Annotated in this window: 12 protein-coding genes; 3 read left to right on the top strand and 9 right to left on the bottom strand. The window is 60.5% G+C overall.

Features of this window, described 5'->3' with window-relative positions:
* On the top strand, window positions 1–227 hold a 227-nt coding region (locus tag VGU61_RS10680), incomplete at its 5' end, for a hypothetical protein (RefSeq protein ID WP_326859105.1).
* Window positions 228–242: 15 nt separating this feature from the next.
* On the opposite strand, the gene hpaI is transcribed toward VGU61_RS10680, so the two are convergent.
* Window positions 243–1,040: a 4-hydroxy-2-oxoheptanedioate aldolase gene (gene hpaI, locus VGU61_RS10675; RefSeq protein ID WP_326859104.1), complete on the bottom strand. Its 798-nt coding sequence runs from the start codon at window positions 1,038–1,040 to the stop codon at window positions 243–245.
* 105 nt (window positions 1,041–1,145) lie between these two features.
* A complete protein-coding gene (locus tag VGU61_RS10670) occupies window positions 1,146–2,156 on the bottom strand; it encodes a LysR substrate-binding domain-containing protein (protein ID WP_326859103.1) in 1,011 nt (336 codons plus the stop codon).
* 259 nt (window positions 2,157–2,415) lie between these two features.
* On the opposite strand from VGU61_RS10670, the gene VGU61_RS10665 reads away from it, so the two are divergent.
* Window positions 2,416–2,730 (top strand): monooxygenase, encoded by a 315-nt coding sequence (locus tag VGU61_RS10665; protein ID WP_326859102.1) that lies wholly within the window; start codon window positions 2,416–2,418, stop codon window positions 2,728–2,730.
* A 52-nt stretch (window positions 2,731–2,782) separates the two neighbouring features.
* Here the strand turns inward: VGU61_RS10665 and VGU61_RS10660 are convergent, their stop codons facing one another.
* The 7 genes from VGU61_RS10660 to VGU61_RS10630 form a co-directional block, all read right to left on the bottom strand.
* On the bottom strand, window positions 2,783–3,370 hold the full coding sequence (locus VGU61_RS10660) for a peroxidase-related enzyme (RefSeq protein WP_326859101.1): 588 nt from the start codon (window positions 3,368–3,370) through the stop codon (window positions 2,783–2,785).
* A 169-nt stretch (window positions 3,371–3,539) separates the two neighbouring features.
* Complete coding sequence (locus tag VGU61_RS10655; RefSeq protein WP_326859100.1) at window positions 3,540–4,271, bottom strand: flagellar brake protein; 732 nt, start codon at window positions 4,269–4,271, stop codon at window positions 3,540–3,542.
* A 185-nt stretch (window positions 4,272–4,456) separates the two neighbouring features.
* The gene (locus VGU61_RS10650) at window positions 4,457–5,617 is read right to left on the bottom strand and encodes a hybrid sensor histidine kinase/response regulator (protein WP_326859099.1); all 1,161 of its coding nucleotides are present in this window, start codon (window positions 5,615–5,617) and stop codon (window positions 4,457–4,459) included.
* The gene (locus VGU61_RS10645; RefSeq protein WP_326859098.1) at window positions 5,614–6,228 is read right to left on the bottom strand and encodes a chemotaxis protein CheB; all 615 of its coding nucleotides are present in this window, start codon (window positions 6,226–6,228) and stop codon (window positions 5,614–5,616) included. Before VGU61_RS10645 ends, VGU61_RS10650 begins: the two co-directional genes overlap by 4 nt.
* Window positions 6,225–7,046, bottom strand: coding sequence for a CheR family methyltransferase (locus VGU61_RS10640; RefSeq protein WP_326859106.1), 822 nt, complete (start codon window positions 7,044–7,046; stop codon window positions 6,225–6,227). The genes VGU61_RS10645 and VGU61_RS10640 overlap by 4 nt, the downstream gene beginning before the upstream one ends.
* Window positions 7,047–7,063: 17 nt before the next feature.
* Window positions 7,064–10,186 carry a response regulator gene (locus VGU61_RS10635; protein WP_326859097.1) on the bottom strand — a complete coding sequence of 1,041 codons (3,123 nt, stop codon included), beginning with the start codon at window positions 10,184–10,186 and terminating at the stop codon, window positions 7,064–7,066.
* A gap of 313 nt (window positions 10,187–10,499) precedes the next feature.
* On the bottom strand, window positions 10,500–12,545 hold the full coding sequence (locus VGU61_RS10630; RefSeq protein ID WP_326859096.1) for an alpha/beta fold hydrolase: 2,046 nt from the start codon (window positions 12,543–12,545) through the stop codon (window positions 10,500–10,502).
* A gap of 597 nt (window positions 12,546–13,142) precedes the next feature.
* Here VGU61_RS10630 and VGU61_RS10625 point away from each other — a divergent pair.
* Window positions 13,143–13,409 (top strand): response regulator (locus VGU61_RS10625; protein WP_326859095.1); only part of this gene is annotated, 267 nt, incomplete at its 3' end.

The raw sequence follows: 13,409 nt of genomic DNA, 5'->3' as shown, positions 1-13,409 counted from the left end.
ATTTCCTGTTTCTCGTGGGCGCCACCGAGCATCCGGATTCCGTGATCGGATGGGAAAACCTCAAGGCCGGTGACGTGACCGCGCTTGGCTACGCAATGCGGGGCACTGTTCACGTAGGGCCGGGGTACTGGTACCACCTGTACTCGATGGATGATCCGCGGGTCGTACGCTATCTGGAAAGGCTGGCACAGGCGGCAGCGCGATCGGCGCAGGCCCCGCCTCCGTAATGCCAGCCGTTGTGCTCAGTAAGCAGCGCCCTTCGATGCATCGACCGGCAAGGCATGTTCATCGAACTGGGCGCGCAGCGCCCGTACCGACATCGCCAGCACGCGGGCTTCGATGCCGACCGCCACGAAGCGGCAGCCCATGTCCACATAACGTCTGGCCTCGGCGAGGTCCGCCGTCAGAATGCCGGCCGCCTTGCCGCTTCGGATGATACGGCCGAGCGCATCGTCAATTACCTTCCGGACGTCGGGATGGCCGGCATTGCCGAGATGTCCAAGCGATGCCGACAGATCGGCGGGACCGATGAAGACGCCATCGACGCCATCCACCTTGCAGATGTCGTCCAGATTATCGATGGCCGTCTTCGTTTCCGCCTGCACCAGCAGGCAGATTTCATCGTTTGCCTTTTGCACATAGTCGGACTGCAAGCCCCATGCCGATGCCCGTGCGGCGGCGGCACCGACGCCGCGTACGCCATGCGGCGGATACCTGGTCGCGCGCACGATCTCCCGCGCCTGCGCGGCGGTATCGATCATCGGAACCAGCAATGACTGTGCGCCGATATCCAATATCTGCTTGATCACAGCGGTGTCGCCGATAACCGGCCGCACCACCGGATGGGAGCGGTAGGGCGCCACCGCCTGCAGCTGCGCGAGGATGCTGCGCACGTCGTTCGGGGAATGTTCGCCGTCGATCAGCAGCCAGTCGAAATCCGCGGTGGCGCAGATTTCGGTGGTGTAGGGATTTGCCAGTGAAAGCCAGAGCCCGATTTGCGGCTTGCCGCTTTTAAGGGCAGCCTTGAATGTGTTGTGCATGCAATTTCTCCTGGTGTGACGAAGTGCAATGTCCGGGGAATCATCATCTTCCTATCGAAGTGCCGCCGGGCGCTCGGGTTCTTGTATTCAATATGACGGACGATCTTAGCGGGCGTTCCTGCGGGACACCGTCTTGCGGGTGCGGCTGTTTTTTTCCGCAGCGGGTGGCGGACCGGCTGATGGAGTCAACTGCAGGTTTTCCATTTGCCGGGCTGTTCGCCGCACCTCCGAAATGAGCCATTCCCGGAACATCGCCACTTCAGGGCGGGCATCCGGCACGGCCTCGACCAGCCAGTAGGCATAGTCGCTTTCCCCGACCTTGCCGTCCGGCATCGCGACCAGCCGCCCATCCGCCAGCATCGGCAGAACGAGGGCGACCCGTCCCAGCGCAACACCGTGTCCGTCCACCGCCAATTGGACCAGCTGATTGTATTGATTGCAGTGAAGGTACGCTTTGGGCTTGGCATCCGCCATGCCGGCGGATGCGAGCCATTCCGACCAGCGCAGCCAGGGGCGTGCCTGTGGTTCGTCGTACTCCAGCAGGACCTCGTTCAGCAAGGCGCGCGGGTTTCTGAATGCCCTGGCCGCAACCGCCTTGCTTGCCATGGGAACGACACGTTCGCCGAACAGCTCGATCGCCCCTGAAGGCACATCTGCTTTACGCGCATACCGGATCGCAAGATCGATGCCTTCCTGCTTCAAGTCCAGGACGCGGTTGTTCGCCGCGACCCTGACGTCGATGTTGGGATTGGCATCCTGAAAGGCGGCCAGTTTAGGCAACACCCATAAGGCCGTGACGCCGAACGAGGCGGTGATCGTGACGGGACGGGTGCGGCCGTGATGCCGGATGGAGCGGGTGGTCTCGGACAGTCGATCCATCCAAGGCGACGACAGGGCCATCAGGCGTTCACCTGCTTCAGTCAGTGCAATTGCCCGGTGCTTTCGGACAATCACCGGCGTACCGAGATACTCCTCCAGGGCCTGAATTTGCCGGCTGACGGCCGACTGGGTGAGGCAAAGGTCATTCGCGGCCTGCGTGATGCTCATGCGTCTTGCAACGGCCACGAAGCCGCGCAACGCGTCCAGCGGCGGAAGATTCATCAACGGATTTTCCATGCGCATCTCTCGAATGACGAGTGCTTGTTTTCCCTCTGCCTGGAGTTAATGCACCGCAGGGTATCGGGCCATGCAGGAATTGTATTGCATGTGCCTTAAGCATGCATGGCACGTCGGATGGCTGCCGTTTACGGTTGTTCCGTCTCGCGGCCGGTAGTTCGCATTCTCGGTGGGAATGCCAGGCATGCATAAATTCCGGTTGAGCATGCAGCGCCGGCACTGTCTAATGGCATGTCAAACATCACAACCGGAGATGCAGATGATTATCGCCATGACTGCGTTCACATTACCGAAACCCATTACACGCGAGGAAGCACGCGGCATCTTCCTGAGTACCGCGCCAACCTATCAGGGCGTGCAGGGCCTGCTCCGGAAGCACTACGTGCTCTCGCAGGACGGACTCACGGCCGGCGGCATCTATCTCTGGAATTCAAGAGCCGAAGCGGAAGCGTTGTACACGGAAACATGGCGCGTATTCGTCAGGGAAAAATACGGCACCGATCCCGCCGTCACCTATTTCGAAAGCCCCGTCGTGGTCGATAACGTCGCCGGGCAGATCTTTTCCGACGAATAGGAGGCAGCATCGTTCCGATCGGGCGCACAAAAAAACGCCTTGTCGAAGGCGGTCATCCGGCCTTCTTTTCCCTAGGCACGCGTCCCATCAGGTAGAACTCGGGATTCGGCATCATGCCCGCCGCATTGGCCATGCGATTGGACAGCGCGAAGAAAGCGGCAATCGCACTGATGTCCCAGATGTCGTCGTCGCTGAACCCATGCCCATGCAGTTCTTCAAAATCCGCGTCGCAGATAGCGTATGACGCCGTCGAGACTTTCAATGCGAAATCGAGCATCGCGCGCTGGCGCGGCGTGATCGGCGCCTTGCGGTAATTCGTCGCTATCTGATCCGCGATCAGGGGATTTTTCTCGAAGATCCGCAGAAGCGCGCCATGTGCAACGACACAATAGAGGCACTGGTTCGGCGCACTGGTCGCCACGACGATCATTTCCTTCTCGCCCTTGGTGAGTCCGCCTTCGCGCAGCATCAGTGCGTCGTGGTACGCAAAGAACGCGCGGAACTCGTCGGGCCGGCGGGCAAGCTTCAGGAATACGTTGGGGACAAAACCGGATTTCTCCTGGACGGCAAGAATCTGCGTCCGGATATCGTCCGGCAAGTTATCGAGTTCGGCAACCGGATATCGATCGGCGGTGGTCATGTTGCGCTCCTTCCCGTGTGATGTTTGCAGGACTGCAAAGATGGCGAAAAAATGACGGCGCTCTCTGCGACAGGTTTCTATTACAGCCTAACACAGGAGAATGCGGGTTGAATGTCGCCGGCAGGCAAGTGAAAATCCGCTTCAACCGTATCCGGATGAAGGCTGAGGCTCATTCCTTCGCCGACCTGGCATCGTGCAGGAAGGCGCCCAGGCAAAGCCGGTCACGCACATCCAGCTTGTCGAACTCGAAGCCGTGCCGGTATGAATCCGTTGCGTCATCGCGCTGCACGGAGCGCAAGGTGACCGGAATATCGAGGAACAGGTCTTCGTCCGCTACCCTGACCTTGAACTTCAGCCGGAAAATCTCGCCCGGAACACCCATCAGCACCTTCATCGATCCCGCCGCGCCGCCCAGGCTGATGTCGGTGAGGATCACCGCCGCGGTGTGGTTCGTACCGCTGACCGACACGGCGGCGACGATGCTCACGTCGAGACGGGCGCCGCGGCGAACGACGGCGCAGGTGACCTGCTTCGGATAGGTGAGGTGAAGGTAGGGATAGGGCACATGCACGGTCTTCAGCACCGACGAACTGAAGGCGTATGCCTTGCGGCCCGAAAAGGTCCGCACGACAAACACCTGTCCATCGCGAACCAGCTGGTATTTTCCTTCCGACACGGGAGCGGAGACCAGCACGGATTTCCCCTCCACGAAGCCGATCAGCTTCACCAGGTGGCGGGTGCTCTCATGCTGCAGAAAGAGCGTCTGGCCGATCTGCCATTCGTTGTCGGCGAGATTGACGATCGTGCTTTTGGCTTCGGATTCGGCGGGGCTTTCAGAAGCCTTGCCCGTATCCTGGGCGGGGCGCCCACGCTGGGCATCTTCCGTCACATTGCGATTCACGTTCTTTCCCCCGATCGTCGTGGCCCGGCGCTTGCTGGTGCATTGGCCCGTATCCCGGTTGCCGCATGCGCAACGGGACTCCTGGATTCACTCCAAATACTAATGGAATTGCCGGTCGAAGTCTCGCGGGAATAGGAAGTGAAACCGCAGTATATGGACAGCGCTGCTCCCCTACGCGTCGTCGCTTATTTGTAATGGACGATAGTCGGCTCCGGTGCGCTTCCTGAGCCGGAGCGCCTATCCGCTCGATGCGGGCGGCGCGGAAATCCGGCGCGAAACACGGTTCCCGCTTCACCGCATGAAGTCACACTGACATGGCCGCCATGTGCCTCGACAAACTTCTTCACGATATACAGCCCGAGACCCAGGCCATGGTTTGGCCGGTTGATCGAATGGCTGCTGGTGAACGGTTCGAAGATGTCCTTGATCGCGCTTTCCGGAATGGCGCCGCCGTTGCTCACCTCGACAACGATCTCGTGCTCGGCCGAGCCGTCGATGCGCGCGTGTATCGGCTGGTCCGGCGCACCATGCTGGATTGCATTTCCAAGCAGGTTGGAGAGAATTTGCGCCAGCCTGTCCGGGTCGGCGGCGCCGACCACATCACCGGTGGTTTCGATGCGGATGCGCGAGGGCTGGCCGGTAATGATGAGTTCGTCCGCGATCGTTTTGCACAGGGCCTCGTAGTCGGTGTCCTTCGGCTGCACCTCGAAACCGCCGGCACGGATGCGCGCGACATCGAGCAATTGCTCGACCAGACGCGTCATGCGCTGGACGCTGGACTGGATCCGGCCCGCCGCCGACTTCACCACCGATTCGTTGGACACCTTCAGGATCAGCTCGGAGCCGATCAACACCGCCGAGAGCGGATTGCGCAGATCGTGACCAAGCACCGCTGTGAACAGCTCGTTCAAGGCGAGCGCCTGGCGCAGTTCGTCGAGCTGCCGCGACAGCTGCTTTTCCTTGGCATGCAGATCGACGAATACCTGGACCTTGCTCTTCAGGATGGTGTCGTCAAGCGGTTTATAAAGAAAGTCGACAGCGCCGGCTTCGTAACCGCGGAAAGAGGTCCTGGTTTCCCGCGCGCCGGCGGTCAGGAAAATTAGCGGCACGCTGCGGGTCCGTTCGCTGCCGCGAATCAGCTCGGCCAGCTCGAACCCGTCCATTTGCGGCATCTGCACGTCGACCAGCGCAAGCGCCACTTCCTGCACCAGCAGGATCTCCAGTGCCTCCGGGCCGGACGAAGCCTTCAGGATGTTCACGCCGGGGCGTCCCAGCAGGGCCTCGATGGCAACCAGGTTCTGGGGGATGTCGTCGACGACCAGGATATTGATATTGTCAGGATTCATATTGATGTTCTCGAATTACTATCCGGCCTCGATACGCCGGATAGCCGGCGTGCCATTTCCTGCAGGGACAATACTTGATCGGTGCCCGAACGGGCGATTGCGGCCAGTGGCATGGTGCGCGCCTGCGCCTCGTCCGGGTCCTGGACCCACGCCTGGCCGCCGTGACGACATACCGTCGCCAGGCCGTCGGCGCCGTCGGCACTCGCACCTGTAAGAACGATCGCCAGCAACCGGTCCCGATATGCCAGCGCGGCCGACTCGAACAGCACGTCGATCGACGGCCGGGAAAAATGCACGGGTTCGTCGCAGGACAGCGAAAACAGGCGGCTCGGTTCGACCAGCATATGGTAGTCGGGCGCGGCGACATAAACCGTTCCCGTCATTGCCGGCTCCTTGTCTTCCACTTCCTTCACCTGCAGGCGGGTACGCCGTGAAAATATATCCACCAGCAGGCTGGGCCGGTTGGCGGGGACATGCAGCACGATGGCGACCGCGGCGGCAAAGCCATCCGGCAGCGCCTCCAGCAGGACGCCGATCGCTTCCACCCCGCCGGCGGAGGCGCCGATCACGAGCATGTCGAAATTTTGCAGGGTATTGTTCGCCCCAGTCATCGCAGCGCCCTCTGATAGATTTTTTCGGTGCGGGCAAACTCGGTGAAGGTGCCTGCATAGCGCGTAAAGCGAAGGGTTTCTTTCGATCCGAGCCCGAGGAAGCCACGGTTCACCAGCGAGTCGGCGAACAGGCCGATCGCGCGTTCCTGCAATTCCGGATTAAAATAGATCAGCACGTTGCGGCAGGACACGAACTGGACTTCCGAAAAGACACTGTCGGTCGCCAGGCTGTGATCGGCGAAGACCATGCGCTTGCGCAGGTCCCGGTCGAAGATGGCGCCGCCGTATCCGGTGGTGTAGTAATCGGAAAGCGAGCGCCTGCCGCCGGACTGCAGATAGTTCGTGCTGAAGTCGGCAATGCGGTCGACGGCATAAATGCCGGTCTCGGCCGCCTTCAGGGACTCGACGTTGATGTCGGTCGCATAAATCAGCGTGTTATCCAGCAAGCCTTCCTCGGCCAGCAGGATCGCCAGCGACCAGACTTCCTCGCCGGTGCTGCAACCGGCGATCCAGATCTTCACCGACGGGTAGGTCCTCAGCACCGGAATCACCTGTTCACGTATTGCCCTGAAATACACCGGATCACGGAACATCTCGCTGACCTGCACCGTGAAATACTGCAGCATCTTCGCAAACACTTCCGGTTCGTGCAGCACGCGGCTCTGCAGTTGCGAGACCGTCTTGCAATCGAACTGCACCATCGCCTGCTTGATGCGCCGGCGCAGCGACGCGACCGCATACTGGCGGAAGTCGTGCTGGTACGTCAGATAGACGCCCTCCAGCAACAGCTTGATCTCGATGTCAAAACGGGAATCGATTCCGTCCAAGGCGGCTCCTATTTAGGCATCCATACGCGGCACAGCGAAATCAGCTTGTCGACATCGATCGGCTTGGCGATGTAGTCGCTCGCGCCGGCGTCCAGGCAGCTCTTGCGGTCGTCCATCATCGCCTTCGCGGTAAGCGCGATGATCGGCAGGCGCGCCATTTCCGGACGCTTGCGGATTTCGCGCATCGCGGTCAGGCCATCCATCTCCGGCATCATGAGGTCCATCAGCACCAGGTCGATCTCGACACCCTTGTCGAGCAGTTGCAGCGCCTCGCGGCCGTTGCGCGCGATTTCCAGCTTGGCGCCAAGCGGCTCGAACACGCTGGTCAACGCGAAAATATTCCGCACATCATCTTCGGCCAGCAAAATGCGGCGGCCCTCGAAAACCATATCGCGCTGGCGGGCCTGCTGCAACATCTTTTGCTGGTCCGGCGGAATCAGGGACTCCACCCGGTGCAGGAACAGCGTGACTTCGTCGAGCAGGCGTTCGGGCGATTTGGCACCCTTGATGATGATCGACCTGGAATAGCGTCGCAGTTTTTGCTCCTCGTCCCGCGACAGCATCCGGCCGGTATAGACGATTACCGGAGGAAATGAATACTTGCCGCTTCCGGAGATTTTTTCGAGCAGATCATAGCCGCTGGTATCGGGCAGATTCAGGTCCATCACCATGCAGTCGAAAGTCTGGTTCGATACCAGTTCCAGCGCTTCCGCAGCGGTGCCTACCGTCGTGATGTCGATGTCGTCGGCCTGGAGAAGAAGGGCGATGTTGCTGCGCAGCGCGGCATCGTCCTCGACGACCAGCAGCTTGCGTGCCCGCTTGTCGAGCTTCGCCTCCAGCCTGGCGAACGCCGCAACCACGTCTTCCCGCGCCACCGGCTTGAAGGCATAGCCTACCGCGCCCATTTCGAGTGCGGTTTGCGCATGGTCCTCGATTGAAACCATGTGAATCGGTATATGGCGGGTGGCAGGGTCGCGCTTGAGGCGTTCCAGAACGCTCAGGCCGGATTGATCAGGCAGGCCGACATCGAGGAGGATGCCGCTGGGGCACAATTCGGGTGCGAGGCGGATCGCTTCCGATCCGGTGCCTGCCACAACACAATCGAACTGCGCCTCCTGCGCCAGGTCGTGCAGGATCGACGCGAAATGCGGATCGTCCTCCACGACCAGAATCAGCCGTTCATGCCTGCGCTCCGGTTTCCCGCTGCCACCGGCCGGCTGCGACGCCTGGGGCGGTGGCGTGCCTTCGCGTACCGCTTGTTGTTTGCGCTGCGGAGCGGCTGAAAAGTGTGATGGGATGGATAGCGGAGAGAGACCGGCTACGGCAGGTTCACTAGCGATCCCGTCGTTTTCGTCTACCGTCAGGTCGACGGAAACTTCCAGCGTGAAGGTGCTGCCGAGCCCCGGCGCGCTCTGGACGCGGATTTCGCCACCGAGCCTGCGGGCCAGTTCCCTGGAGATCGACAGGCCCAGCCCGGTGCCGCCGTATTTGCGGCTGGTCGTGCCGTCGGCCTGGCGGAATGCTTCGAAGATGATGTCCTGCTGCTGTTCCGGGATGCCGATGCCGGTGTCGCGCACGGCAAAGCCCAGGCGCGCATTCGCGGCCGGCGCGATGTGCAGCACGACCTCTCCCTGCTCGGTAAACTTGAACGCATTGGCAAGCAGATTTCTCAGGACTTGCTGCAGGCGCTGGTTGTCGGTGACGATGACCGCCGGCGCGTCCTCGCTGATGCCGATGGTGAAGCTCAGCTGCTTTTCCCTTGCGACGGGATCGAAAATCTGCTTCAGGGTTTGCACGACGCTGGACACCGACACCGGTTCCGGATTCAGATCGGCATGGCCGGATTCGATCTTCGACAGATCGAGAATGTCGTTGATCAGTACCAGCAATGCATTGTTGGATTCATGGATGGTTTGCGCGTACCGGACCTGCTCGCCGCTCAGGCTGCCGGTCTTGTTCTCCATCAGGATTTTCGACAGTATCAGCGAGCTGTTGAGCGGGGTGCGCAATTCGTGCGACATGTTGGCAAGGAACTCCGATTTGTAGCGATTCGCCTTGCCGAGTTCCTCGGCATTCAGCTCCAGCGCGCGCTGGGTGTTGAGCAGCTCGCGCTTCTGGCCTTCGAGCCGTTCCGCCTGCTCCTCCAGCTGCACGTTGGTCTGTTCCAGTTCCGCCTGCTGGTTTTCCAGCCGCGCCTGCGATTCCAGCAACGCGCGGCCTTGCTCCTCCAGCTCTTCATTCGATACGCGGAGCTCTTCCTGCTGCGCCTGCAATTCCTCCGACTGACGCTGTGTTTCTTCGAGCAGATCCCGCAAATGCTGGCGGTACTCGGCCGAGCGGATGGCACTGCCGATTTTGTCGGCGACCATTGTCAGCAATTCGATTTCATCATTGAATCGAGTTTTGTTCAGAAAACCGAATTCCATCACGCCGCAGACTTTTCCTTCCGCCGTCACCGGCGCAATCAGCAATTGTCCCGGCAGCATGCTCCCGGTGGCCGAGCCGATGCGCAGATAGTCATGCGGCAGATCGCGCAGCACCAGGGGTTTGCCATCCTTCGCCACTTCGCCTGCAAGCGTGCTGCCCAGCGCCAGCTCCGGACGTATCTGTTTCGCATCGATTGCAAACGCAGCCGTGTGCAGCAGCCGGCCGCCTTCGAGCCGATAGAGCACGGCGATCTGCGCGCCGATATAACGTGCCAGTGCATGCAGGATTTTCTCGGATACTTCGGTAACCGTGGGCTCGCCGAGCATGTTGCGGGCCACTTCGGCGCGGCCGCGCTCCAGCCACATCAGATGATCGGCCACGGATTTTTCCTTGACGATCCTGTGCACGAGATACGCCACGCCGAACAGCGCGAAAAACGCCAGGGCGCGATTGACCATCGCAATGGTTTCGTCCGCGCCCTCCGGGGAGAACATGTAACCGAAAATCAGCAGGGGCATCAAGGCAACGGCGACAATCAACGGAAGCTGGGAATTCGGCTGGCGCACGCACAACGCAACCGGAATGACGTAAAACATCCATTCCGCATAACCGAGCGGCGTGATTGAATCGACAAGGAAGACGAAGGCAGCCACCCCTAGGATGAGGGCATAGGTCGCGCGGTCCGCTTGATGCGAAGAGGGCATAGGGAACTCTAAAAAGATAAGGCGGGATCGATCGGGAACTCGTGGCTATTTTTATGCCGCTGGGGGAGGCATTGGGCGTTCGATAATGACGCCTTCGGAATAGCTCTTTTCTCGGCCTGCAGTTTACCAGCAAACATGGTGGCCGATTGCGATTTGAGGCTCACAGATTGCCGGTATGCGGACATGAATCCAGGATGGCGCGCTTATGTACGATAGCTGACATAGCACGGGGCGCCTCATGCACAGTTCGACGGAACAGCCCCCGACCCGAATGGGTTCGGGGGCCTGCATTCAGGCAGAACGCCAGGCGCCTTTATCGGCTGAGCGCAACGCCGAGTTCCGCAGGCGTCGGAACCGTCGCCGGTCTTGCGCCGGTGCGTGCGAATACCCAGTCGACCAGCGTGTTGGCAACCAGGCTGCTGCCCGGCTCGCCGGGTGCCGGCCGCGATGCCGAATCTCCCAGGGAATCATCCGCCGCCACGAAGTCGGTGTGCTTGTAATGGCGCGAGCTGACGCTTGCCGGGACGGGCGATCGTGCAATCGCGGTTGCCGACTGCACGGTGCCGGTCGAGCCGATGTTCGTATAGTCGGTGACATTCGGGAAGACCGACGGCGCGGTGGCGGAGGCCGGCCCCTGGTGAGCGTAGTACAGCGGGATATTCACTACGCTCTTGTCGATGTTGATGTTCACCCCTTTGTAATTGAAGGTGAACGTCGGTCCGGCGCCGACGAAGCTCATCTCCACATCGTAGCGTTCCGATGGATACCAGTTTGCCGTGACCACTTCGCGCGCATCCACCGTTCGGGGACCGCTGACCGGGAAGTTGAAGGTGACGGGTTTGATGTTGGTCCGGTTGGTGGTCCACGCATAACCCTTCATGAACTGGCTGGCCTTGCTGACGCCGATTTTCGTGCTCGCCGGGATAGGCGAATTTCCTCCGGTGTCCTTCCATCCATAGACCTTGGCCGGATCGATCTGGGAGGGGAGGGGAACGCATCTTCCCGCGAGGGAGTTCGGATCGCAGTCGTTCTCCTTGCCGGCGGCCGGCGTGAAATCCAGCAGTCCCAGGCTTTCACCCAGGGAGATGATCAGCGGGTCCTGCAGGTTCACCTGCAGTGGCGTGAACGGCGCGGCTGCCGTGGTGGTGGGGCTGGTGTCGAAATTCATGCCGGCACGCGCCACATGGGAAAGCCGGATGTTGCCCAGGAAGGCATTGGCCGTCGCGGCGGTGGTTCCGGGATAGGACGCCGATGTCGTGATCAGCCCGGCCTGGCGCGGTGCGAACAGGGATTCCGCGTTCGGGTCTTCCTTGGCGTAATAGCGAGTGCTGGCCACTTCCCTCGCGGCGGCTGCCGGCCCCGATGCGGTGTTGGCGCCGCTTGCATCGGTATATACCGGCCTGGTCCCGGCGCGGAAGGCATCGATCGCCGCCTGGTGCGTGGCGACCTGCGTTGCCGATGGCGCACCTGCCGTGCCGTATCCGCCGCCGTCCAGCATGACGATGCCCGCCAGGTTTTCCTGTCCCCGCCTGTTGTCCGGGCGCAGGCTCGCGGCATAGGCCGCGGTGAAGCTGCCTCCCTGTGAATGCCCGGCGAGGAACACATTCTTGTTGCCGGTCTGCTGCCTGACGAGCGCAAGCATGTTATCCACGTCGCGCGCATACGCTTCGAACCCCCAGTCGGCCATGAAGCGCAGATCGCCCTGTTCGAGCGGCTTCCATGTCGCATCCGCGCGGCCGGTCAGGTTCTTCGGCGCAGTCGCGGGGAACTTGCCGCGGCCGTCCAGCGCGAAGCGGCCGTCGCTGCCCATGATGGAGGAGCCGAAGTAATAGCTCACCGCGAGGGCGGGATTGTCGGCCAGGATGGCGTTCCGGGCGCCGAGCGTGTCCGCGAGGTGGGCGCCGCGGCGCTGCACGATCCAGATCTCGAGACGGCAATCGGCCGTTGCCGTTCCGTCCTTGCAGCCGCCTTTTTTCAGGTTCGCCTTGTGGACGAGCTGGGCCGCCAGGTACATCCAGTGCCCCGGCGTGCTGGAAAAACCCGGCATGGCAAGGATGACCGCATGGGCAGGTTTCGGCGATTCGCCATCCAGGGCCGACCGGATGCGCAGGAAGGTTGCCTTATTGAAGTCAACGGGTGTTTGAATGATGTCGGTACTGGTGTCCTGTGCGCCGCCGTTGATCTGGATGTACTCGCCGACCACATCGGGAAAGTCCGGCATCAACGCCTTTGACAGTGCAGGCTGGGTATTGGGTAGCGCATCGGTATTCGCCTGGCCGTTGTCGCTGCCGCCGCATGAGGCGAGCAGCAACGCGCCGCTTAAGGCCAGTACTCCGGCCTTCAACCGTGGGTATGTCATTTTTTGTCTCCGGTATGAATTGTTTTGTGCCGGATATGCCGGTCCGGATAAACCATGTCCGGCCTTGTTCCGGCGTTTCCGTTCGAATGCAAGAACAGTATCTGCGCAGAAATAAGTTCCGCACTGCGGAACTCAGTTTCGCAAAACCTAGTCTATATAACGTTTTGACAACTGTAAAGCGCCGGTCCGGTGCCAAAGGCGGTCAAACCGCAAGAAGCTTCCCGGAGCGGAAAGATGCAATTCGATCTGTGGCTTAAAAAGGTGGCGTTAAAAGCACGAAGCCGGAATTTCATGATGCGGCATGGCTACTTCATTGCACATCCCGACTTGTGAAGCGGAAATCAGATTAATCAGTCTCAAAAATGCCGTACTTAGGAGCGCTGCCAGCAGGCGGCTCACGCATCGGACTGCGCTTACGCAATCGGCAGCTAGGTAAACGCACGAAAATCGATTTTAAGAAAAGCCTTTGCAGGTGAATTGACTGTAGGAAAATTCCTACTGGAAAGCGGAATTTTCCGACTGTAAATAAGAGAAAACGTTATGGATAATGTCGGGCTTACCACTTCCGTTCCGTCCGTTGTTCCTTACTGGCTATCCATGTCCATGCCACAACTCAATGTACTCGTTGTAGAAGACAATGCCGAGTCCCGGACACTGGTTTCCGAAATGCTCGCCATGCTGGGCCATAAGGTGCATGCGGTGGAAAGCGGGGAGGATGCGATCGGCATCCTGCCGCAACATCAGTTCGACGTCCTGCTGGCCGATATCAATCTGCCGGGCATGTCGGGCGTGGAACTGGCGCAGGCGGCGGTGGAAATCGTCCCGCCGCTGAAAGTGATATTCGCGTCCGGTTTCGGCTTTCTG

The organism is Noviherbaspirillum sp., assembly GCF_035944575.1.
GTDB lineage: Bacteria > Pseudomonadota > Gammaproteobacteria > Burkholderiales > Burkholderiaceae_D > Noviherbaspirillum.
Note: the sequence above shows the minus strand (reverse complement) of the source record. Positions and strands in the feature narration are given on the sequence as shown.